The following is a 25,205-nucleotide window of genomic DNA, read 5'->3' as shown; positions in this document are numbered from 1 at the left end:
ATATATCTGATAGGAGAAGTGTAATGGCGGAAAATAAGACATATCGATTGTATGATTCATTAGAATTCTTTTGGAAAAAGAAGGTTTGGTTTATTATTATCCCTGTAATTGTTGCTTTACTTGGATATGGTGCTTCTATGCTAATACCAAAAGACGGTGAGTATGTAGGGAAAAGTACAATATTTACCGGATCAGTAAAACTGGAAGCCTTAACGAATCCAGAACATATTATGGCACAGTATGGTGGACATTTTACTAGCAAAGCTGATGTATTTGTTCCAACTAGAAGTTATATTAAAACAGAAGTTTATGGAGATACTAAAGAACAAGTAACAAAAGAACTTACATTATTTGATGACCAGGTAATGAAAGCCTTAATGGAACAAAACGATAAAGTAATTGATGGCACACAAACATATGCCCTAGCTCAATCAGCTAGAATCAAAACATTACAAGAAGGTATAGAATCTTATAAAAAAGCATTGGCTAAATCAGATAACTTGACGGAGATTAACAATTATACAACCCTGTTGAGTCAAGCAGAAATGGATTTAACTAACTCTATGGCTACAGAGCAGCGTGTACGAAACGACATTATTTCATATGAAAAACCTGCACTTGCTAATATATATGTCAAGCAAACTAAATCATATGGTTTAGAAGGTGCAATCGCAGGATTAGTCCTAGGAATTTTATTTGCGATTTTTATTTTATCTTTATGGAAATACATTTTAGAGGCAAGAGGGAGTAAAAGAGCATGATTCAATTTGCAATAGTAGGTATGGGGTTTATAGCAGATAAGCATATAGCTGCTATCCGCAATACAGAAGGCGCAAACTTATTTGCCATTTGTGATACGAACCCAGATAGATTAATTATAGACGATGAAAATGTTTTGAAATATACAGATTTAGAGAAAATGCTAACAGATAATCCTCAAATTGATGTAGTAAATATTTGTGTACCATCAGGATTGCATGCAAATTTGACGAAAGTCGTAGCTAAGTATAAAAAACATATTATTACTGAAAAACCAATGGCACTTAACTCTACTGATGCGAAAGAAATGATGGAGGTTGCAAAAGAGCAAGGGATCAAACTTGCAATCGTTCACCCAAATCGTTATCGACCAGCAATTATGGAAGTACGCGAATTAATGGATGCTGGGAAGTTTGGTAAATTGAGCCACGCTAATGCAACGGTCCGTTGGAATAGAGGACAAGAATATTACGACCAAGCTCCGTGGCGAGGTACGAAAAAGTTCGATGGCGGAGTATTGATGAACCAAGCAATACATAACTTAGACTTGTTGCTTTGGTTTATGGGACCAGTCAAATCCGTTCAAGGTATGGTAGCAACAAGATTCCGTAATATTGAAACAGAAGACGTAGCGACGGCACTGATTGAGTTTGAAAGTGGGGCACTTGGAGTGGTGGAGGCCGCTACTACAATCTATCCACAAAACTTAGAAGAATCCCTATCCATTTTCGGAGAAACAGCTAGCGTAAAAGTAAGCGGCAAAAATGCTTTATTTATCGAAACATGGGATGTGGAAGGCACTACAGCGGATGAAGTAGAAGCATTAAAAGCAAAAATACAGCAAGAGCCGTGGGGTAAAAAAGGGCATGACTGTATAATAGAAGATATGGTAGGAGCGATCAAAGAAGATCGGGAACCGGCTGTTGGCGGACTCGATGGATATAACCCAGTTCGTTTGATCGAAGCAATTATTGAATCGTCAGAAACAGGAAAACGTATATTATTTTCGTAACTATAGGCTTGATTAGTTGCGATGTTCGTTTTGATACATTTATTTGTCATGCATTATAGGCAACGACTCCAGCGGAATGAGTGATCGCACAACTCGCGGAATGCATCTTCCTGTAACGGAAATCGTCAATTTAGTTTAAATGAGCTTAATTAAAAAGGAGAGACAATAATGTCTACATACTATGAAGAATTATTAGCAAAAATTGAAAACCATACAGCAGTAATTGGGGTCGTTGGCTTAGGTTATGTTGGATTACCTCTTGCAGTAGAAAAAGCAAAAGCTGGATACACTGTAATCGGTTTTGACGTACAAGAATCTAAAGTTGAACAAGTAAATAAAGGGGTTAACTATATCGGTGATGTAGTAGATCACGATTTGAAAGAAATGGTAGATTCAGGTCACTTAAGAGCATCTTCTGATTACGGTTCAATTAGTTCGGTGGACGCGGTTGCTATTTGTGTTCCAACCCCACTTGATATTTATCAACAACCAGATACATCTTACGTAGAAAGCTCTGTCAATGAAATTGCAAACTATGCGAAACCAGGTACATTAGTCGTGCTTGAATCTACAACTTACCCTGGTACAACAGAAGAAATTATTCGCAAGGCATTAGAAGATAAAGGATTTACTGTAGGAGAGGATATTTTCATCGCATATTCTCCTGAGCGTATTGATCCAGGTAATAAAAGCTTTAACACAAAAAACACACCAAAAGTAGTTGGTGGTATTACAGAAAAATGTACAAATGTTGCAGCTGCACTTTATAGCAGTGTATTAGACGGCGATGTGCATAAAGTTTCAAGTCCAGCAATTGCAGAGATGGAAAAAATCTTCGAAAACACATTCCGTCATATTAATATTGCACTTGCAAATGAGATGGCTGTTCTTTGTGAAAAAATGGGTATCGATGTTTGGGAAGTAATCGATGCAGCTAAAACGAAACCATATGGCTTCATGGCATTCTATCCAGGTCCAGGATTAGGTGGTCACTGTATTCCAATCGATCCATTCTATTTAACATGGAAAGCTAGAGAATATAATTACCATACAAAATTAATCGAGCTTGCTGGAGAAATTAACAACTCGATGCCGGATTATGTAATTACTCGTGCGATGCAAATCTTGAATGACGCAGGTAAGGCACTACGTAACGCAAAAGTACTATTACTAGGCGTTGCATATAAAAAAGATATCGATGATATGCGTGAATCTCCATCATTGAAACTAATCGAATTATTAATCCAACAAGGGGCAGATTTCAAAGCAATCGACCCACATGTGGAAAAATTCAGAGTGAATGGTGAAACGTTAGAAACGACTGAATTAACGGATGAATTATTAGAAGAGGCGGATATAGTTATTCTGGCTACAGATCATACGGCATTTGACTATGAAAATATCGCTAAACGCTCAAAAGTTATTTTTGATACGCGTAATGCATTTAAAGGTATTGAAACTCCAAATCGTTACATCAAACTGTAAGGAGGCAATGAACATGAACTTTATACATGAAACAGCTGAACTAGGTGAAAATACAACAGTCGGTCACTTTTCTGTAATAGAAGAGGGAGCAAAAATAGGTGCCAATGTACGTGTTGGTAATCGAGTAACAATCCATGCAGGTACCATTATTGGGGAAGGCACGACAATTGATGACGGTGCGGTAGTTGGGAAACAACCAAAGCCTGCAAAGACAAGTACGATGCAAATTACGAAAGAAATACCACCGCTTCAACTTGGAAAAGAATGTACAATTGGAGCAAACACGATTGTTTATAGAGGAGCTATTGTTGGCGAAAGTACGTTGATTGCTGACTTGGCAACTGTGCGTGAAGATGTGGAAATTGGTTCTTTCGTTATAATCGGACGCAATGTTACAGTAGAAAACTTTGTAACTATTGGTGACCGTACGAAAATTCAATCGAACTCTTATATTACAGCGCACTCTACTTTAGAGGATCATGTATTCATCGCTCCTTGTGTAACAACAACGAACGATAATTTTATGGGTAGAACGGAAGCACGTTTTGATAAGATCAAAGGTGCAATCGTAAAACGTGGAGCTCGTGTTGGTGGAGCGTCTATTATCTTACCTGGAATTACAATTGCAGAAGAAACTTTTGTAGCAGCAGGAGCTTTAGTTACAAAAGACACAGAAGAAAAAACACTGATTAAAGGGTTCCCAGCTAAAATCATGAAAAATGTACCTGAGGAGGAACTACTTTAAGTGTTTTCTCAGCTAAAACGTTTAGGAGCGGATTCGCTCCTTTACGCATTTATGAATGTTGGAACAAAGCTTATTGCGTTTATATTGTTCCCGCTATATGCACATTATCTGGAAAAAGAATCATTGATAGGTATGCTTCAAATGGTAGATACAACTGTATCTATGCTTACGTTCCTAGTGATATTCGGAACTGATTCTGCCTTAGCATTTTATTATTTCGAGTATAAAGATAAAGAAACTCGTGAAAAGTATGTTCGATCGGTTATGACATTCCGTCTATCGCTAGTTGTTTTACTTTTTATCGTATTTTTAATAGGTGGAGATTGGCTTTCTGCGCTTCTCCTGGAGTCTTCTGGATACTCTCAATTATTCTATATTGCATTGGGTACGCTCTGCTTAGATACAATTCTTACATTAGTTCTAACCATTTTAAGATATGAGTTTCATACAAAAAGAGTAGTCGCTACAACTGTAGGAAAAATGCTTTTAATAGCAATTGTTTCCCTGCTATTTTTAATGTTTGTTTGGAATTCCTTAGAAGGTATATTAGTTGCACGTTTAATAAGTGTGGGTATCATTGTTTTAGTTTTAATAAAACCAGTCGGAGTTTATATTAAACCTTTATTTGACATGACGATTTTAAAGAAAATATTAGTTTATGCAGCTCCATTAGTCCCGGCATCTTTAGCCTTCTGGGTCATTGCTAATGCGAATAATTTCTTTTTGAAGGCATATGGCACTTTAGATGATGTAGGTATTTATGGAACAGCTATTAAATTCGCGACATTTATTACTTTATTAACTAGTGGTATTCAGCTTGCATGGAGACCTTTCTCTATGTCTATGAAAGATAAAAAAGATGGTTCACAATTGTTTGCTACTTTATATGCGGCTTTCCTTATAGCTGGTAGTTTTGGAGTTTTAGCATTAGCTACTTTCATGCCTTGGATTATATTAGTGATGCCAGAGAATTTTAGAATTGCGTTTCAGTACGTGGCTCCTATTTCTATTGCTACATTTTTAAGTTTTTATTATATGATTGTTTCGACAGGAATATTTTATACAAAACAAACGAAGCATATTTCGATTGCTTTTGGTATTGCTGCAGTAATATCAATTATTTTAAATTTCATTTTGGTGCCACAATTTACAATATGGGGTACCGTTATCTCGTATATTGTTGCGTATTGTGTTGCATTATTTCTCGTGTTTCGCAAAAGCCAGAAACTATACTATGTCCCATTCTCCGGATTTAAAATGGGCTGGACAATCTTTTGGCTAATTGCTGCAACCGGCAGTATAGTCTATATTCAAGTAAATGATTTAAATAGCTGGTTAATCGCGGGTGTATGGATTGCATTTATAGTTCTAGTATTACTTGTGCGTATGGACAAGTACTTTATAAAAAGAAAATAATGGGGGATAAGACATGGCGAAGAATTGTATAACTAACCTTAGGCATAAAGATTTTTATCCTATAAACTGCATGGGGTATGAAGGTTTTTTTAGAGGTTATTTCTACTATGAAAATCAATATGTCACCCATAAAAATTTTGCTGATATATTTAAAGGAGCCTCATCCGAAGAAGTTACTAAGTGGAATGGTGAGTTTGCACTGATCTTGCAAAAAGAAGATGAGACTACTTTGGTGACAGATAAGAAAAGATCTATACCTTTATTCTATTCGAAAAGTGAAACGAATAATTGGATTGTTCAAGATTATATAGAACCAAAACCTTCGATGTCAATTCGAGAAGAGGCGGAAGAAGAACTATTACTAGCTGGTTTTGTTACTGGTGAAAAAACATTATATAAGAATTGGTATCAGCTCGAGGTTGCCACAATTGTGCGTTTAAAAGATCATGCTTTAAAGCAATCCTATTATTCATATGTTGTGGAAAAGGAACAAGATTCTATAGATAATTTTGCTGAAGAGCTAGCGCATATTTTGCATAAAATCTTCGATGATTTAGTAGAAAGAATAGCCGGACGCAAAATTATCCTTCCTTTGAGTGGAGGATATGATTCTCGTATAATGGCTTTGCTGTTGAAGGACAAAGGTCTTTCTGATTCTATTATTACATTTACATATGGTAGACCAGGTAATGGAGAAGCAACAGTTAGTAAAGAAATTGCCGATAGATTAGGATTGAAGTGGAAGTATTTTGCTTATGATAAAGCGATGTGGGGAGACTTATATAAGTCTAAGCTTTGGCAAGACTACGTAGTGTATGCTTGTAATGGAACATCTGTTGCGCATTTACAAGACTTCCCAAGTACAAAATTGTTAGTGGAGGAAGAAGGTCTAGAAAAAGCTGTATTCCTTCCTGGTCATTCTCTCGACTTTTTAGGGGGCAGTCATTTGCCTTATGAAGCAATTGTTGATAAAGAATTTGCTTCGAGTGAAGTAGTGGATTTCATTATCCCTAAGCATTTTCGTTTATGGCAAATAGAAAATGGACTTAGTCATACTACAAGTGATATCGGTAAAACGGTGACAAAGGATGTTTCCACATACACAGCATTGAATAATGAACGTGTGACTTCTATCATTGATGAGTGGAACTGGAAAGAGAGACAAGCAAAGTTCATCATAAACTCAATTAGAGTATATGAATATTTTGAACAAGATTGGTCCATGCCTTTATGGGATGATCGCTTAATTTACTTTTTCAGTAAAATTCCAGCTGATTTGAAATATAAAAAATACTTGTATGACTATACATTGCATAAAATGTATCCCGATTTTTATCCATTGCCCCATAAACCGGGTCCAGAAAACTCATTGAAAAATAAATATGGGTTGCTATATCCTATTTTGCGAAAGGTGTACCGTAAGCGAAAGCTGTACAAGCAATACTTCGAAGAGCCAATGGAATGGTATGGCATTTATCCAACCTATCAACAATATAAACAGTCCCTTTCCTTTAAAAGGAATGGTAACAAGTATAAGCAACCATATAATATCAATGCATTCATAGCCAAAGACATGATTCAAATGATGAAGGAGCTAACGAAATGAAAGTCTTAACAATATTAGGTGCTAGACCTCAATTTATAAAAGCAGCGGCAGTTTCCCGCGTGATTCGTGAAGAGGTAACAGAGCTGATCGTTCATACGGGGCAACATTATGATGCCAATATGTCGGATATTTTTTTCGATGAGTTGAACATTCCAAAGCCAGACTATCATTTAGGTATCGGTTCTGGGAATCACGGAAAACAGACTGGTGAAATGCTTGCTAAAATTGAAGATATTATTTTAACGGAACAACCGAATTTTGTGCTTGTTTACGGTGATACTAATTCTACTTTAGCTGGTGCACTGGCAGCGGCGAAGCTACATGTTCCAATTGTTCATATAGAAGCGGGTCTTAGAAGCTTTAATAAGAAAATGCCAGAAGAAGTTAACCGTATTTTAACCGATCATGTGTCTACTCTACTTCTATGCCCTACAGAAACGGCTATTCAAAACTTAACAAACGAAAACGTTTCGGAAGGCGTTTATAATATTGGTGACGTTATGTATGACGCAGTTTTATACAATAAAACACTTGCACAATCAACGTCGACTATTTTAGAACGTGAACAATTACAAGCAAAAGACTATTTACTCATCACGATTCACAGAGCTGAAAATACAGATGATGTTGAACGGATGAAATCTATTTTAGATGCATTCCGTCAAATTCCAGATAAAAAAGTATGGCCTATTCATCCACGTACGAAGAAAAAGTTAGAGGATTATGGCTTCCAATTAGAAGAAGTTCCTAATCTCCAAGTAATCGAGCCAGTAGGATATTTAGATATGCTTTCTTTAGAGACAAATGCAAAGAAAATTGTTACCGATTCAGGTGGGGTTCAAAAAGAAGCTTATTTTGCGGAAGTTCCTTGTGTGACGGTTCGTGATCAAACAGAATGGGTGGAAACATTAATCGAAGATGCCAATATTTTAACTGGTACAAATACAGATAAAATAGTGGAAGCTGTGCAAAAACAAGTTTCTCCTTCTTATACACCTGTATTTGGAGCTGGAAAAACAGCAGAAAAAGTGTTAGCTTTACTTAAAGAATATTCGAGTAAATAAAGTAGGTGTGAGCATTGTTAATTTTTAGCATATGGCTCTTTACTGTGGTGGCTTCCACATACCTTTTTGCAAAGGTCTCTGGAAGCCTTTCTCTTGTAAAGCCAAATATGATTTCCATTATATATTATTATTCTTTCCTTATCTCCAGTTATATTGGCGGATTATTAATAGCTTTAGGAATAGATGATTATTATATGATCAAAAGAATGGACCATGAGGAATATCGAATCATTGGCTTTGTTTTATTGACGATTTTAATGATTTTATTCCCACTAACACAATTAGTTGTAGGAAGAATCTTTGGTTTTAATTCACAATTAGAATTCGATCGTTACCTACATGAACCCGTTCGTACAAGTGTAGATAAGAATAGACGTATATTTAAGCTCGCATTTGGCGCTTTAGCGGCTATATCCGTATTGGCGATTGCCTATTCATTATTAAAAACGAATACGGTACCGATTTTCGAGCTGTTAAAAGGAAATACGTCAGACCTTGCAAAAATGAGAATAGATGCATCTAGAGGAATTAGTGGAATCGATGTTTATATTCGTAATATATTTGGGATTGCTTTAACTCCTGTATTATCTATTATTGCGTTTGTATACGCGACACAAACAAAGACATTATATTGGAAATTTCTATTTTTCATGCTATTTGTTTCTTCCATTTTAATTTCTACATATGATTTGGCTAAGTCTCCTATTTTCTTTTACATCATCATGTTATTGCTAGCAGCTGTCTATACTGGACGTTTAAAATTGAATTGGAGAAGAATAAGTGCATATATAATAGCCGGAAGTGTGCTATTAGTTGTTATGTATATTGCTATTCAAGGTGTTACGGAAGTTGGAAGCTTTTTAGCATATAACTCAGGTCCAATCGGACGAATAATACTAGCACAGATTTCTCCTTTCTTTTTACATTTAGATACATTTTCTCATTCTCTTTCCTTATTGGAAGCGAAAGGATTGCCTTCTTTTATCGCGAAAGTATTCGATGTGGAACAAGTCCGTTCGGCAAGAATGGTAATGGAAAATGTCTTTCCTGAAAATATAGACAAAGGGACGGGAGGCGTACTAAATACGATTTTCTTAGGAGAAGCCTTTGCTTCTTTTGGATATATTGGTGTCATGATTGCAATTATTTATATTGCTATTGTCATTCAAATTCTTTATATTATATTTTTACGTTTACCTAAAACGCCGGTAGTAATTGCATTATTCATCTACTTTACAATTAATATACCTAGAACGCTTGTTGGAGGGGTTTCCGACTTTTTCTTTAATCCGATTTGGGTATTATTAACGATCGTATTAGGCGGATTGTTTATACTAGAGCAATATTTTCACGTCATCTGGAATTTTGTAATGAGTAAAGTGAAGAAGAAAAGAGTGAAGGCATGAAAAATATCATCATCTATTATCCATTTACGCTTGCATCTAATCCTAAAAGTGGCTCGGCCATTCGTCCAGTGGAAATGATCAAGGCATTTGAAGCTTATGCCAAAAAACATGGCGTAGAGATGATTGTTATTTCTGGAACGAGTCAGGAACGTCGTCTACAATGGAATCAACTAGTAGAAGAGAAAAAATATGAACAGACATTGTTTTGCTATTCGGAAAACCAAACAATCCCTTTATGGCTGACAGACCCTGGGCATATACCGAAAGATAGGAAAATAGATAAAGACGTTTTTCAAACATTAAAGAAACATAATGTGCCGATCGGCGTCTTCTATCGTGATGTCTATTGGAAATTTGACGAGTTGTACTCGTTAAAAGGCCTAAAAAAATTCATCATGCAAACTATTTATAAAAAAGAAGAAAAATTTTACGAAAAGTATATGCATACCGTCTTTTTACCAAGTGATGCAATGGGCGACTATGTGAATATTAATACTGCCAAAATGGCTTTGCCTCCTGGTGGACGTTTTACGGAAATCCATACAAATAGCAATGCGATACAAAGTCCGTTCAAAGGAATTTATGTAGGCGGCATTAATAACGATGATTACGGATTACCTACTTTAGTAGATTCCTTCGCCTTGTTGAATAAAGACGACATCAAAGGCGAATTGGTTATCGTATGCCGTGAAGATGAATATACACAACTTAGCAGTTCGGATAAGGACAAGCTAAATAAACCTTATATCGATCTACAGCATGTGAGCGGTGAGGAATTGCAACAACTATATACGAAAGTAGATTTTGCATTTATTCCAAGAAAACGATCTATTTATAATGATTTTGCTGTTCCGATCAAGTTAGTAGAATACTTAACCGCAGGGCTTCCGATTATTGCAACTGATTGTTCAGCGCAGGAAGATTTCATATTGTCTGGCCCGTATGGCATCATCACTAGAGATGACGCAGAAAGCCTTGTTCAGGGCATGCATTCGATACAGCCGCAATTTGAACAATACAAACGAAATATTCAACAAACATTTTTACAAAAGCATGCATGGAATGAACGTGCTGAACAAGCTGCGCATGCTCTAATAGGAGGCAAAAAATGAAAATCGCATTATTAGCTCCAAGTAGATCCATTCATACACAAAAGTGGGCCTTGTTTTATCAATCGCAAGGCATTGAAGTGAAAGTGTATACATTTAAAGATCATTATTCAGAGGACAATGCAAATTTAGTACCAACTGAAATTTTGCCTAAACTATTGCCGAGTAAAGCTTCCTATTTAGCAGCAGCCCCAACTTTGAAGAAAATGTTAAAAGAATGGAATCCGGATATTTTGCATGCACATTATGTGTCGAGTTATGGCTTATTAGGTGCAATGGTGAATTATAAAAAGTTTTTTGTTTCGGTTTGGGGGAAAGACATTTTTGTCGTTCCTAAAAAAAGCAGACTCAACCAAAAGCTAGTTGAGTATACGCTAGGTAAAGCGCATGCTATTTTTTCAACGAGTCATGTAATGGCAAAAGAAACAAATCTATATACAAACAAAAAGGTAGAAGTAACACCATTTGGTGTGGATATCGAACAATTTTATCCTCCAGAGCATGCTGTAGAAACAGACGAAAAAATTATTGTTGGAACAGTAAAAGCTTTAGAAGATAAATATGGAATTGCAGACTTAGTGAAAGGCTTTGCGCTATTTCATAAAGAGTTTCCAAACTCGGAGCTTCTTATAACAGGTGATGGCCCACAAAGAGCTGAATATGAACAGCTAGCAAAAGATTTAGGGATCGAAGAAGTGACTACTTTCACTGGGAAGGTTCCCAACACAGAAGTTCCAGCTATCATTCGCAAAATGTCGATTTTTGCTGCCCCATCAACAGAAGATAGTGAAAGCTTTGGGGTTGCAGCGGTTGAAGGAATGGCCTGTGGTGTGCCAGTAGTAGTTTCAAATGTCGGAGGCTTACCTGAGGTTGTTGTACAAGATGTGACTGGAATTGTAGTTGATAAAAATAGTCCAGAACAATTAGCGACTGCATTTAAAAAGCTTGCGAGAAACAGTGACTTACGAGCTGCCATGGGGAAAGCCGGCGTAGAGCATGTGAAAGAGCATTATAGCTGGATTGATAATGCGCATTATATGCTTTCCTTGTACGAAAAATATTAATCAGACTGTGGACAAACGTTTTCAAGACAGTCTGATACGTGAAAAGGTGATTGTACATGATTAAAAAAGCAGTAATTCCTGCAGCAGGCTTTGGAACTCGTTTTCTACCTGCCACGAAAGCATTGCCAAAAGAAATGTTGCCAATCGTTGATAAACCAAATTTACAATATATTATTGAAGAAGCAATCGCTTCGGGAATCGAAGACATTATTATTGTGACAGGTCGCAATAAAAAATCGATGGAAGACCATTTTGATAAATCAATCGAGTTAGAACTTCTTTTGAAAAAGACAGGAAAAGTTGAATTACTAGAAACAGTTGAAAACATTTCAAATTTGGTGGACATCCACTATATGCGTCAAAAAGAACCACTAGGTTTGGGACATGCGATTTTATGCACAAAGAAATTCATCGGTGACGAACCATTTGCCGTTTTACTTCCAGATGATATTATCGATGCAGAAGTTCCTGCGTTAAAACAAATGATTGAAAAGTACGAAGAGGTACAAAGCAGCATTTTAGGTGTAAATGAAGTTCCGAATGAGGATGTCAATAAATATGGAATCGTTGACTATAGTGAGGCAGACAATAATCTGTTCACAGTAAAGCGTTTAGTTGAAAAACCTGCTGTTGAAGATGCACCTTCTAACCAAGCGATTGTTGGTCGTTATATATTATCTCCTGCCATTTTTGATGAGCTAGAAAAAGTACAGCCAGATGCTAAAGGGGAAATCCAATTAACGGATGCTATTGATTCATTATTAACAAAAGAATCTATTTACTCATACATATTCGAAGGAAAACGATATGATGTTGGAGATAAATTTGGATTTTTACAAGCAACGTTTGACTTTGCATTAAAACGTGACGATTTAAAAGAACCGTTACTAGCGTACTTGAAGAATAAATTGAAAGATTGAATCGGTGATTGCTATGCGTATCGTATATTTATGTCAACATTTCCCGCCTGAAACAGGTGCTCCACAAATCCGTGTGTATGAGGTTAGTAAAGAACTGCTTGCGCAATCGCATGATATTCAAGTAGTTACTGCTTTTCCTCATCATCCGCATGGTATTATTCCAGATGAGTATAAAGGGAAAAAGTATCAATTCGAAAAATGGGATGGGATGCCCGTCCATCGTACGTGGATTTATCCTTCGAAAAAGGGAACATTTTGGAAGCGATTAGTATCTTACTTTTCATTCACTTTCAGCTCGTTTTACGGGTTGATGAAAACAGGTAAAGTAGATGTAATTATTGTAAACTCGCCACCTATCTTTTTAGGGTTAACTGGTCTTTTAAGTGCCAAACTAAAAGGAGCGAAGTTTGTTTTTAATGTGGCGGATGTTTGGCCAGAGTCTGCTGTAAAACTTGGATTGGTAAAAAATAAGTTTTTTATTAAGCTGGCCGAGATTTTAGAGTCCTTTTTATACAAGCATTCATGGAAAATCGCAACAGCGACGGATGGCATTAAATCCTATATTATTAATCACTCCCAACCGGAAGATAAAGTATTTGTTTTACCAAACGGAGTAAATACGAATTTCTTTCAGCCCGAAGAAAAAAATGAAGAATATGTAGAGAAATTCGGCTTGCAAGAGAAATTTGTGTTTTCCTACGGTGGTAATCTAGGCTACGCACAAGGATTAGAATTTATTTTACATGCTGCTAAAAAAATGCAAGAAATGGTGCCACATGCACATTTTTTAATTGCAGGAGCGGGTCCTGAAGAGGAAAAATTGCATCAATTAGCGAAAGAATTAGGTTTGTTTAATATTACATTTTTAGGACATCTACCTTTAAAGGAAATGCCAAAGCTATTCTCAGTTACGGATGTTAGTATTGTTCCTTTACGCGATTTAGAGTTATTTGAAGGCGCTCGTCCGTCGAAAATTTTCCCTGCCGCATCATCTGGAGTACCAGTGCTGTATTGCGGAAAAGGAGAAAGTGCAGAAATTGTTACAAAGAACAATATAGGTCTCGTTGCTAAGCCAGAAAATGTCGATTCCATCGCAGAAACGATGTTTGCATTTGTCGAAATGGATGAGGAAAATAGGGCGAAAATGCAAGAAAGTGGAAGACAACTAGCGTTAAATGAGTATAGTTGGACTTCTATTGTGACAGATCTTTTGCAAAACCTTACGAAGAAGTAATGGTCTTTTCCATATACATTGGGCAATATTTTATGTATAATTGGTGAGATTATATTTTAACAGTAAAGTAGGGAAGTATTATGACTACTTCACGTCAAAAGAAACGTAAAACCAAGACGAGAAGAAAAATTTTATATACAATACTTATTATTTCCATGATTCTTTTATCTGGAGTTATTGTTTTCGCTACAAATTTATCACTTCAGACAAAAAATGCTATGAATAAGATTTATGAGCCATTGGAAAGAGATAAGGAAACAAAAGATGATACAACGAGCAAAATAGATAATGCCAAAGCGGAAGATTCCGCATTTACTATTTTGTTAGCAGGAATAGAAAATGAAGAAAAAGCTAAGTATGGCCGGTCAGATGTATTGATATTGGCTACTATTAATCCTAAAACAGAAAAAATATCACTCGTAAGTATCCCACGAGATTCGAGAGTATATATTCCTGACTTAGGATACAAAGATAAGATCAATCACTCCTATGCCAATGGTGGTATAAACTACACTATCAACGCAGTAGAGGAATTGTTGGATATTCCGATTGATTATTATGTTTCTACTGATTTTAAAGGATTCGAAGATATTGTCGATACGGTTGGCGGAGTTGAAGTAGATGTTCCTTTTACATTTAGCGCACAGCTTACAGGTAGCTTAAAATGGAAGAAGTACACAGAAGGGCCAATGTTCTTAGATGGTAATGAAGCCCTTGCATACGTACGAATGCGTAAAAAAGATCCACAAGGTGACATGGGACGCAATCTTCGCCAAAAACAAGTGATTCAAGAAATTATCAACAAAGCGACAAGTATTAGCAATATCGCAAATATCGATGATATGATAAAAGATGTTGGAAATAATGTGAAGACAAATATTCCTTCATCCGAATACTTTAGCTTGATCAAAACGTATCAAAATTTAAAATCCTCCCCAATCGAGCAGTTACAATTAGAAGGGGACGATACGACGATTAAAGGCATCTATTACTTCATTCCTAAAGAAGACTCTTTGGAAGAAATTAAAAGACAGCTGAAACTAAATTTAGACGATTTCGGTCAAAATGCCCAAAGCGAAATGAACAAATCGACAACTGTGCATGACCTAACTATCGGTGAATAAAACGAACAGTCCAACCCGGGCTGTTCGTTTTTTTTATTTTGGTTGCGCTCGTTGTCAATCTGATTGCTTTCAAGTTCAATCTCGTTGCGTTGCCTATTGAATTGGTTGCTTTCATGTGACAATTGGTCTCGCTAAGCCATTTCCTGACTATTAATGGATAATAAATACGGATAAAAACGGATATTTTGATGGATCGGAGCGAAAAGGCCGGCGACTCCAGGAGGATCAAGTGAGTAAGATGAGACTTCACAAGCGACCGCCAAAGCGGACGGTGAAGGCTCATCACTCGCCCCACTAAAAAGCGTCCGGCAGCAGCGGAAATCCAAGCGACCGCTTCCTTAAAGCTAGCCGTAACATAAACGAAAAGTTGTATTTTTTTATATTAAATTTTAGTTACATTGGATTTAATTACATTAGTTGGATTGTTTAATGTAGAATGGTGCATTAAAATGGAGGAAATACACGTTTCAAGGAGGAACAAATGAAAAAAGTAATCGCATCATCCGTCTTAGCAACTTCTGTTCTTTTGCCAATGAATCTTCTTGTGAGTGATTCACCATCTGTATATGCCGCTTCCAATGCCACTGTAGTGTTAGACGACATTCATCAAATCGTAGGAAAAAACGCCCAAATAACAGCATCTAATGTCAATGTTAGAACAGGTGCCGGTACTGAGTTTGACAGTATCTCTAAAGTGCAAACTGGTCAAATTGTGTCTGTACTGTCGCATGTCAAAAATAATGATGGCCAAGTATGGTATCAAGTCTCTTATAATTCGACAGAAGGTTGGATTATAAGTGATTATTTACAAGCAATTGCTCCAATAGCTGTAAAAGAAGCTTCCACGACATCTGGAAAATCATATGAAGGTACAACGCAAAAAATTGGAAATAGTGCTGCTAATATGAGAAGCGGTGCTACAACTGCGTATAAAGTAGTAGCTACAATCCCTACAGGGACTTCATTGAAAATAATAAGTACATTCACAAATACTCAAAAAGAAGTATGGTTCAATGTAGAATATAAAGGGAAAAAAGGCTGGGTAATTTCAGACTTATTTGCATTAAACGCTACAGCTGGTGAAACAGCGACTTCTATGAAGGTTGTCAATCAAACAACGATCCATAAAGGAGCAACAAAAAATTATGATGTTGTTTCTACAGCTAAACCAGGTACTACGCTAGTAATCCATCAAGAGTTTACAAATGGGTACAATGAAAAATGGGTACAAGTGACATATACTACTGGTAAAAAAGGCTGGATGCTTGCCTCTGCATTTGAAGAAACTTCTATCGCAAATAAAGTAGTAAGCAAAACGTCGACCGTACATTCTGGTGCGACAAAAAGTTATAAAACAGTAGCGACAATTCAAACAGGTACAAAACTAGCAATCCATCAAGAGTTTACAAATGCCGCTAAAGAAAAATGGTATCAAGTAACATATGCGGTAGGGAAAAAAGGCTGGATGCCAGCAGAAGCATTCGATAGTGTTTCTACTGTACCCGAAAATCCAGATCCTGAAACCCCTTCTATTGATGGAGAAGTAGTAACGGAGAATAATAACTTAAAAGTCTCCGTACCTGTTGCAAATATGCGTTCAGGCCCAGGTACTAATTTTGATGTGGTGACCCAGTCCAAACAAAATGACCTATTTGAGTCTAGCCAATATGCAAAGGACGCTTCAAACGAAAAATGGTATAAGGTGAATACGGCAAGTGGGGACGCTTGGCTCCATCAATCTGTCGTTTCCCTCGTAGATAAAGTAGAGGAAAAACCGGTAGAAACACCTGGAACAGGTGAAACAGGGACGATTAAACGTGCTAATGCATTAATGTATGCAAGCAGTAATTACAATTCTGCTGTTCTGCAAGGGCTTGCAAAAAACACAAGCTTCACAGTATTAAAAAAACAAGCAGCTAGTGATGGTACTACTTGGATAAATATTAAAGCAGCTGGAAAAGAAGGATGGATACCAGACTTCGAGATAAATGAAAATATCCCAACTAAATACGGTACGAAAACATCAACCGTATACAGTGGTGCCAGTGCATCATCGAAAAAAGTAGATACGATTTCTTTAAGCTCACCTGTACGTGTATTACGTACATTAAATGGCTGGGTAAATATTGAAACACAAAGTGAAAAACGTGGTTGGATTCAAGCTTCTGTTCTTTCTGATATTTCTCCGATCCAATTATCGAATGGTAGAACGGAAGTAAGAAACGGACAAAACTACTTAGTTTGGACAAAACCGTCTAAGTTTAAGATAACCTACTCGACACCATCTTCTAATGTATTGCGTATATTTGGAAACTTATCCGATATCAACGAGATTAAATCGAGTGTAACAGGTGTGAAAAGTATGAAAGTAGAAAAAGTATCTGGTGGTACTTCTGTTCTATTAATCACATTCGACCCGAATTACACATACACAATCCGTGACAGCGATAAAGAATTGACTGTCAAAGTAATGCAAAAAGGATTAGCAGGAAAGAAAATTATCGTTGATGCGGGGCATGGTGCGAAAGATCCTGGAGCAGTAGGTCCAAAAGGAACGAAAGAAAAAGATGTCACACTTGCTACCGCAATCGCTTTAAAAGCGGAACTAGAAGCAGCTGGGGCAGAAGTTGTCCTTACTAGAAGTACAGATGTTTTCTTGGAGTTAAAGCAACGTACGGATATTTCCAATAAATCGGATTACGATGCATTTATCAGTATTCACGCAGATTCATTTAATTCTTCTTCAAAAGGAAGTACTACGTATTACAATGCTTCTGTAAACTTTAACGGACCGAGAAGCTTAACGCTTGCAAAAAGTATCCAATCCGATCTAGTAAAAGCGGTTGGTACCTATAACCGTGGCGTAAAAGAACAAGTTTTTTATGTAAATCGTATGAATGAACTGCCTTCCGTACTCGTGGAGTTGGCATTTATATCGAACCCAAAAGAAGAGGCACAATTGGCTTCTACTACATTCCGCAAAAATGCGGCAGTAGGTATTCGAAAAGGATTTGAAAACTACTTCAATCAATAAAAGGGAGACATGTATACGATGAAAAAGAAATTTTTAGCTACAATTGGTGTAGTACTAGGTTTGAGCTTATTATTAACAATCACGCTTCCTAGCTCGACAAAAGCGGATTCCAATCTACTATTAGCATCTGTTGAATGGGTACAAGCCCAATTAAATCCATTGAAAACAAAAGTAACAGCATTAGAAAAGCAAGTAGCGGAACAGGATGCAGTGATTAAACAATTGCAAAAAGCAGTGGCTGAAGGTGGAACGGTTGTAACGCCGCCACCTACTACAGATAAACCAGATGCTAGTTTTCCGACAACAGTCTATACAACTAGTAATAATGTAAAAGTGCATAGCGGAGCAACACGAGACTATAAAGTATTAGCAACTTTTGGAGCGAATAAAGGATTAACAGCTATTGATCAGCATAAAGCTGCTGATGGTATATGGTACCGTGTAGAAGTATCGTCATCTGTAAAAGGCTGGATATTCTCAGGTGATGTAACAACGACAAAACCGAGCAATGTTGTTCCTTCACAAGTGGTGACAAAGCAAGCAGTAAACGTAAGAAAAGGTGCAACAACAAATTATGCATCACTTGAACTAGTGGCAAAAGGAACTTCATTAAAATATTTAGATTCATTCAAAAATGCGAATGGTGAAATCTGGTACAACGTGCAAACCGCTAAAGGAACTAAAGGGTGGGTGCTAAGTACGCTAACTGAGGTGAAATAATTGTTTAAACAACTAGTAATAGGTCTATCAGTAGTGGCACTTAGTTTAGCGGTTTCCAATACTGCATTTGCTTACAAACAAGAAAGCTATTCTAAACAAGTACAAGTGGAGGTTCACAACGCTTCTTCTACTTCGCTTAATTTAACAGGTGTTTATAAACTAGAAAACTTAACGACTAAAGAAATGTTTTTTGCATTGCCAAATACACCGATAACTTTTTCACAAGTGAACGGGGAAGTTTCGATTTACCAAATGGGGGCAACGATGTTCTCGGCTAGTGGATTTGCCTTACACGCACTAACAGGTAATGACAAAATGGTTGTCTTCACATCGGATATAGATGGAAAAAAAGGGGCAACTGCAGAATATGAAACGATAAAATCCTATAAAGCTTTTCAAGGTGCTACCTTTGTCGATGAATTTACGAATACAAACGGGGAAGTATGGTACTCCATTACCGATGAGCAGGGGGTATCTTCATGGGTACCTGCAGACAGCGCGAAAGTTGCAACTGTAGCGTCACAACCTCTTGGTAAAACACCTGCTGGCACACAGTATCGTGGAAGCTTTAATATTGTGAAATCAGGAGCTACTGTACAAATCGTCAACCGACTAGATTTGGAAAACTACTTAAAAGGAGTTATTCCTAACGAGTCATATGCTTCTTGGCACCAAGAAGCATTAAAAGCACAAGCGGTTGTTGCTCGAAGCTATACGTTAAGTAAAGCAGGCATCTTAAGTAGCACTACGAAAGACCAAATGTACAAAGGCTATACTTCTGAGCAAAAAAGTACAAATACAGCTGTCGAAGCAACGAAAGATTTAGTCGTCAAATCGAAAGGAAAATTGGTACAAGCCTATTATTATGCAGCAAGTGGCGGTAAAACAGCGAATATCGGTGAAGTCTGGAACACAGCCCAAGTACCACAATTCGTTTCGGTAGATGATTCAATTGAAAAATCACCATACGATAACTGGTCAGTAAATATTCCGGCTTCTAATATTCTCAAAAAGTTTGGTTTCAGTACAACTGATCTCTTACTAGATATAAAACTTACTAAAGGCGGTTCCAATGGCGAGGTTACTGCGGTAACAGCAATAACTTCTACTGGTGAGAAAACAATCACAGGCAATGAAACAGTGATGAGAAACGTATTTTTAGATGAAAAAAATGCATCACTAAAATCTAGCTGGTATGATATCTCATTCACTAAACCATCTGGTATCACGGATGTCACTGTCCAACAAACAAATGGCACAACGGACATCTCGTCATTAACAGGTGCATCTGTTCAAACCGCGACAGGCGTAGAAACAATCCCAAGTGGAGCAGTTAGCATTCAAACGAATGAAGGAATTGTCTCTACTACTGGAACAACTGGTATCCAGACTGTCACAGTAAAAGGAAAAGGATACGGCCACCGAATCGGCATGAGCCAATGGGGAGCAAAAGCTCGCGCTGACGCAGGCTGGACATACGATCAAATCCTAAAGCACTACTACCAAGGCACAACAATCGAAAAGTACTAATACAAAAAGCGACCAGAGAATGGTCGCTTTTTTATGTGGAATAAGATGTAGCAACAAAGTAGCGCGGTAATGTTTGGGGGATTCAAGAGATGTATTGGTGAACTTGGGAGGTGTATTGGGGAACCCAAGTGGTGCTATGGGTAACTCAGCAGCCACAATGGGGAACTGAGGAATGAATGGGGGATTCATGAGCGCTATTGGTGAACTCAAGAGGTGTATTGGGGAACCCAAGTGGTGCTATGGGTAACTGAGCAGCCACAATGGGGAACTGAGGAATGATTGAGGGATTCACGGGAAGTATTGGGTAACTCACGAGGTGTATTGGGTAACTCAAGTGGTGCTATGGGGAACTCGGCACCCACAATGGGGAACTGAGGAATGATTGGGGGATTCACGGGAAGTATTGGGTAACTCACGAGGTGTATTGGGGAACCCAAGTGGTGCTATGGGGAACTCGGCAGCCACTATGAGGAACTGAGGAATGATTGGGGGATTCAAGAGAAGTATTGGTGAACTCGGAAGATGTATTGGGGAACTCAAGTGGAGTTATGGGGAACTCAGCACCCACAATGGGGAACTGAGGAATGATTGGGGGATTCATGAGCGCTATTGGTGAACTCAAGAGGTGTATTGGGAAACCCAAGTGGTGCTATGGGGAACTCGGCACCCACTATGGGGAACCGAGAAATTAAAAAAAGGTACCGCAAGTATGAAAACTTGCGATACCTTTTCTAACTATCAAGGCTTAATAAAATTCTCTGTATAATACGGAATGGATCCGTATGTCCATTTGGCAAAATGTGCACCAACGCCAAGTTGAGTATAAGCAGTACTTACAATGTTTTTTCGGTGACCGAGGGAGTTCATCAACGCTTCGTGTGCGAAATAAGGGTTAGTATAGCCCATTGCAATATTTTCGCCAGCATTTCTAAATTGGACACCGCCGTTTGCAAGTCGATCGAATGGTGATTCTCCTTTTAAGTTGTCATGATTGAAATAATTATTTTTTCCCATGTCTGCACTATGTTTTTTAGCCACTGCCGCAATTTTAGAGGAATTTTGTAAAACAGACACTCCTTGGACTTTTCTTTCTGCATTTACTAATTCGAAAAGTAGTGTTTCGTAACTTGCTTCTAATGTAGAAGATGGCTTCGGATATAAGTTTGGATTTTTATTAATTAGTTGGTAATCTACTAGAAGAATAGCAGATATTTTATTGTCATTATGGACATCAATAAAAAAGTTAGCTTCATATTTGGGTAGTTGATAGGTTATCACTTCGATTGGGTAGGTGTTTCCGGTCGTTTCGTAATTCTTTCCTAGCTTACTTTCTAGTTGGCTAATTGTATTTGTAATAGATATACCATTTACTTGATAGTGTTTATCTTTTGTATAAAGGGACGCAATTTTATTGTTTAACAAACTAATCGCGTAAAAATTACTGTAATTTTTATGATAGATTGAAGTGGTAGTCCCAAATTCGTTTAAAACCGAATTTTGTGATGTTCCTAGTTTGGATTTTACAGATGATTCTGTATTACCAATCGTTAAAGTAGTCGGAGCAGACTTTGCACAATCCAATTTCTGTTTGGAAGGCGTTTGGTATAAAATCGAAGAGCTTTCTTGGATAATCAGTCCACCGCCAAGGTGATAATAAGTCGACTTATTTGCATAGACACGGTAATTTTCACCAGGTTGTGCTACTCTAGAAAATTCGAAAGTACCGTTCACATTTTTATAGATAGTCGTTGGTTTTTGGATGAGCACGCGCCCAATTTGACCTGATTTAAGTTCAACCCCGTCCCAGTTAACGATACTTGGACAGGCAGTTGCGGCTGAGGAAATCGTTGGAGCCAAACTTAAACTCATTAGAAATAAGATTAATATAGATAACTTTTTCATGTCTTCACCTCTTATGTAAAAGTATAATCTAATTCACATCAAATTCCAAAAAATCTTTTTCGACAATTTCGATTATTGCTTGCCCATTTGTAATTTCGGTGATCCATTCCGTAAATATAGACTCCTCATCTGCTTTTGTATAAATAAAAACCTCGACAGAATCTGCATAGTTTATCTCTTTTAATGGATAATGAGAGTTTCGCACTTCATTTTCGACTTTACCTAACCATGTATAATCAATCATTACTTTCATCAAATGGTGTAGCTTTCGTTCTACTACTTTCGCAGCAATGATGCCTTCTGTCGTGGCTTTTCCATATGCACGTATCAATCCGCCACCACCAAGTTTGATACCTCCAAAATAACGAGTAACAACGACGACTGTATCTTTAATACCTTGCTTTTTTAGTACTTCTAGCATTGGTACACCCGCAGTTCCACTCGGTTCCCCGTCATCATTCGCTTTTTGGATGTTATCATGCTCTCCAATTATATAGGCAGAACAGTTATGAGTAGCATCTTTATGCAGTTGTTTGATATTATAAATAAAATCCTGTGCTTGCTGCTCGGTTTCGGCCCTGTCTACATAAGTGAGGAAGCGTGATTTTTGAATAATGAGTTCGCTCTCTCCGTAGCCTTTTACTGTTTGGTAATCATTTCTCATATTAAAAATTCCCTTCTGTATCAATTGAAATATACTTGTAAAGTAATTTTAATTTATTTTTAGTAGCAAAGTGCTATAATAAGGTTTGGCAGTATTAGTGAATGAAGACTCATTTACATTCATAAAGGAGAAAAAAACAGATGACGAAGACGAATTTGAATACTCAATCGTTAGATGTTATTTTCGATCGAATGGTCGAAGTGATGGATCATTCGAAAAAGGATATATTCATTATAAGCGAACAAAGTCGACAAAGCTTCGAAGAAATGAAAGTTGAGTTAGAAATAATTCGCAGTAACATTGAAATGGTTATTTTAGAAGGGGATACATTGGAAGCGAACTCAAGATTAGCAAGAAATCGGTTAGCCGAAGTCTCGAAAAACTTTGATTCGTACGATGAGCCTCAAGTCCGTAGCGCCTACGAAACAGCAAATGAAATTCAGATCAATCTCCTCATTAAGCGTAACGAAGAAAAACAATTAAGACAACGAAGAGATGAACTGGAACGTAGACTGCAAGGGCTTTTAGAAATGATTGAACGAGCAGACCAGCTTGTCAATCAAGTAAATATCGTAATGAACTATCTAACATCTGATTTAAAAAATGTAGGGGAAGCGCTTGAAAACGCAAAGATTAAACAAGATTTCACCCTAAAAATTATCGAAGCACAAGAGGAAGAACGTAAAAGACTTTCTCGAGAAATACATGATGGCCCAGCTCAAATGCTTGCAAATGTACTACTTAGAACAGATTTAATCAATCTTACATATCAGCAGCGTGGTGGGGACGAAGCAATGAAAGAAATTACCGAACTGAAGGCAATGGTTCGCAATGCACTTTCAGAAGTTCGTCGAATCATTTACGATCTTCGCCCAATGGCACTCGATGATTTAGGTTTAATACCAACGCTTCGAAAGTATATATCGACAATTGAGGAATATAATCCAACTTGTAAAATTAACTTCCAAACATTTGGAGAAGAACATCGATTGCAACCCAATTTCGAAGTAGCTATTTTCCGTCTAGTGCAAGAGTGTTTAACAAACGGCATTAAACATGGAAAATTTAAAGAAGCATGGGTAAAAATTGAATGGGTGCAACAAAAATTGAATATTATCGTCAAAGATAATGGGATAGGTTTTGATCCAAATGTGGCAAAGGAAAAATCATTTGGATTAATTGGTATGCAAGAACGTGTGGACTTGCTAGCTGGCACGATGAAAATTATTTCATCCCCTGGCAAAGGTACAACCATTTTGTTTGGCATCCCAATAGAAGAATAATAAAGATAGCAGTTTTATTAGGAGGAAATATACATGACGAAAATTATTATAATAGATGATCACCAATTATTCCGTGAAGGAGTTAAACGCATTCTAGATTTCGAAGACACATTCGACGTAATCGCTGAAGGTGACGACGGTAACGACGTTCTTCGCTTATATGAGCAATACCTACCAGACGTAGTATTAATGGACATCAACATGCCAACGAAAAACGGTGTGGATGCAACTGCTGAATTACTTGAGAAATACCCAGAAGCAAAAGTTATCATGCTTTCCATCCATGACGACGAATCATATGTATCCCATGCTCTAAAAACTGGTGCACTTGGATACATGCTAAAAGAAATGGATGCAAACGCTATTGTTTCAGCTATCAAAGTAGTAGCAAAAGGCGGCTCATACCTACATCCAAAAGTAACACGCAACTTAGTTGCCGAATTCCGTCGCCTAAGCGAACGCGAAAACAAAGGAAACTTCCATCAAACAGAAATTCGCCGTCCATTCCACTTGCTAACAAAGCGCGAATGCGAAGTGCTCCAATTACTAACAGATGGTCAAAGTAACCGCACTATCGGAGAAACACTATTCATCTCCGAAAAAACAGTAAAAAATCACGTATCCAGCATTTTACAAAAAATGAACGTAAACGACCGCACCCAAGCCGTAGTAACCGGCATCAAAAATGGTTGGGTTGAAGTACGATAATACAATTGGAATATGAACCCCCTCTTGCTTTGGCAAGAGGGGGTGTTTTGTGATGAATGAAAGTTGCGAGTCCCAGAAAAGTTGCGCAAACGGGAGTGAATGTTGCGCATATCCAAAAAACGTTGCGAGAAATCGAATAGAAGTTGCGCAACACATCGTCAAAGTTGCGGGTCCCAGAAAAGTTGCGCAAACGAGAGTAGATGTTGCGCAAATCCAAAAAACGTTGCGAGAAATCGAATAGAAGTTGCGCAAAGCGTCGTCAAAGTTGCGAGTACCTGAAAAGTTGCGCAAACGGGAGTGAATGTTGCGCAAATCCAAAAAACGTTGCGAGAAATCGAATAGAAGTTGCGCAAAGCATCGTCAAAGTTGCGAGTCCCAGAAAAGTTGCGCAAACGGGAGTGAATGTTGCGCATCTCATAA

20 protein-coding genes are annotated in these 25,205 nt (G+C 37.5%); 18 read left to right on the top strand and 2 right to left on the bottom strand.

All coding sequences use genetic code 11. From position 1 onward, the window contains the following. The first annotated feature begins 23 nt into the window (after positions 1–23). From FS486_RS02105 to FS486_RS02030, 16 genes are all read left to right on the top strand, one after another. Positions 24–761, top strand: coding sequence for a hypothetical protein (locus FS486_RS02105; RefSeq protein WP_144509599.1), 738 nt, complete (start codon positions 24–26; stop codon positions 759–761). Then, a complete protein-coding gene (locus tag FS486_RS02100) occupies positions 758–1,771 on the top strand; it encodes a Gfo/Idh/MocA family protein (RefSeq protein WP_144509598.1) in 1,014 nt (337 codons plus the stop codon). The genes FS486_RS02105 and FS486_RS02100 overlap by 4 nt, the downstream gene beginning before the upstream one ends. 168 nt (positions 1,772–1,939) lie before the next feature. Beyond that, entirely contained in the window at positions 1,940–3,256 is a 1,317-nt protein-coding gene (locus FS486_RS02095) for a nucleotide sugar dehydrogenase (protein WP_144509597.1), read from the top strand. A 13-nt stretch (positions 3,257–3,269) separates the two neighbouring features. Next, positions 3,270–4,001 (top strand): acyltransferase, encoded by a 732-nt coding sequence (locus tag FS486_RS02090; protein ID WP_144509596.1) that lies wholly within the window; start codon positions 3,270–3,272, stop codon positions 3,999–4,001. Next, positions 4,002–5,417: a lipopolysaccharide biosynthesis protein gene (locus tag FS486_RS02085; protein ID WP_144509595.1), complete on the top strand. Its 1,416-nt coding sequence runs from the start codon at positions 4,002–4,004 to the stop codon at positions 5,415–5,417. A gap of 13 nt (positions 5,418–5,430) precedes the next feature. After that, the gene (locus tag FS486_RS02080; RefSeq protein ID WP_144509594.1) at positions 5,431–7,023 is read left to right on the top strand and encodes a 7-cyano-7-deazaguanine synthase; all 1,593 of its coding nucleotides are present in this window, start codon (positions 5,431–5,433) and stop codon (positions 7,021–7,023) included. Next, the gene (gene wecB, locus FS486_RS02075; RefSeq protein WP_144509593.1) at positions 7,020–8,087 is read left to right on the top strand and encodes a non-hydrolyzing UDP-N-acetylglucosamine 2-epimerase; all 1,068 of its coding nucleotides are present in this window, start codon (positions 7,020–7,022) and stop codon (positions 8,085–8,087) included. Before FS486_RS02080 ends, wecB begins: the two co-directional genes overlap by 4 nt. 14 nt (positions 8,088–8,101) lie before the next feature. Further along, entirely contained in the window at positions 8,102–9,493 is a 1,392-nt protein-coding gene (locus FS486_RS02070; RefSeq protein ID WP_144509592.1) for an oligosaccharide repeat unit polymerase, read from the top strand. Continuing rightward, positions 9,490–10,605, top strand: a complete 1,116-nt coding sequence (locus FS486_RS02065) for a glycosyltransferase (RefSeq protein WP_144509591.1) — start codon at positions 9,490–9,492, stop codon at positions 10,603–10,605. Before FS486_RS02070 ends, FS486_RS02065 begins: the two co-directional genes overlap by 4 nt. Then, positions 10,602–11,666, top strand: a complete 1,065-nt coding sequence (locus FS486_RS02060) for a glycosyltransferase (RefSeq protein WP_144509590.1) — start codon at positions 10,602–10,604, stop codon at positions 11,664–11,666. Before FS486_RS02065 ends, FS486_RS02060 begins: the two co-directional genes overlap by 4 nt. 56 nt (positions 11,667–11,722) lie before the next feature. Continuing rightward, positions 11,723–12,586: a UTP--glucose-1-phosphate uridylyltransferase GalU gene (gene galU, locus FS486_RS02055; RefSeq protein ID WP_144509589.1), complete on the top strand. Its 864-nt coding sequence runs from the start codon at positions 11,723–11,725 to the stop codon at positions 12,584–12,586. Between the two features lie 13 nt (positions 12,587–12,599). Continuing rightward, the gene (locus FS486_RS02050) at positions 12,600–13,820 is read left to right on the top strand and encodes a glycosyltransferase family 4 protein (protein ID WP_144509588.1); all 1,221 of its coding nucleotides are present in this window, start codon (positions 12,600–12,602) and stop codon (positions 13,818–13,820) included. 80 nt (positions 13,821–13,900) lie between these two features. Next, positions 13,901–14,944, top strand: a complete 1,044-nt coding sequence (locus FS486_RS02045) for an LCP family glycopolymer transferase (RefSeq protein WP_260857992.1) — start codon at positions 13,901–13,903, stop codon at positions 14,942–14,944. A gap of 481 nt (positions 14,945–15,425) precedes the next feature. Continuing rightward, on the top strand, positions 15,426–17,978 hold the full coding sequence (locus FS486_RS02040; protein ID WP_144509587.1) for an SH3 domain-containing protein: 2,553 nt from the start codon (positions 15,426–15,428) through the stop codon (positions 17,976–17,978). An 18-nt stretch (positions 17,979–17,996) separates the two neighbouring features. Further along, complete coding sequence (locus FS486_RS02035) at positions 17,997–18,698, top strand: SH3 domain-containing protein (RefSeq protein WP_186321292.1); 702 nt, start codon at positions 17,997–17,999, stop codon at positions 18,696–18,698. Next, a complete protein-coding gene (locus tag FS486_RS02030) occupies positions 18,699–20,228 on the top strand; it encodes a SpoIID/LytB domain-containing protein (RefSeq protein WP_144509585.1) in 1,530 nt (509 codons plus the stop codon). It abuts the gene before it with no gap. Between the two features lie 738 nt (positions 20,229–20,966). On the opposite strand, the gene FS486_RS02025 is transcribed toward FS486_RS02030, so the two are convergent. After that, the gene (locus FS486_RS02025; RefSeq protein WP_144509584.1) at positions 20,967–22,130 is read right to left on the bottom strand and encodes a CAP domain-containing protein; all 1,164 of its coding nucleotides are present in this window, start codon (positions 22,128–22,130) and stop codon (positions 20,967–20,969) included. A 28-nt stretch (positions 22,131–22,158) separates the two neighbouring features. Then, positions 22,159–22,794: a YigZ family protein gene (locus FS486_RS02020; protein ID WP_144509583.1), complete on the bottom strand. Its 636-nt coding sequence runs from the start codon at positions 22,792–22,794 to the stop codon at positions 22,159–22,161. A 140-nt stretch (positions 22,795–22,934) separates the two neighbouring features. Here FS486_RS02020 and FS486_RS02015 point away from each other — a divergent pair, with 140 nt between their 5' ends. Further along, complete coding sequence (locus FS486_RS02015; protein ID WP_144509582.1) at positions 22,935–24,077, top strand: sensor histidine kinase; 1,143 nt, start codon at positions 22,935–22,937, stop codon at positions 24,075–24,077. 33 nt (positions 24,078–24,110) lie between these two features. Beyond that, positions 24,111–24,785, top strand: coding sequence for a response regulator (locus FS486_RS02010; RefSeq protein WP_144509581.1), 675 nt, complete (start codon positions 24,111–24,113; stop codon positions 24,783–24,785). Positions 24,786–25,205 lie beyond the last annotated feature (420 nt).

This window comes from Bacillus sp. FJAT-22090 (assembly GCF_007676755.1).
Taxonomy (GTDB): domain Bacteria; phylum Bacillota; class Bacilli; order Bacillales_A; family Planococcaceae; genus Psychrobacillus.
This window is presented reverse-complemented; position numbering and strand designations above follow the sequence as displayed.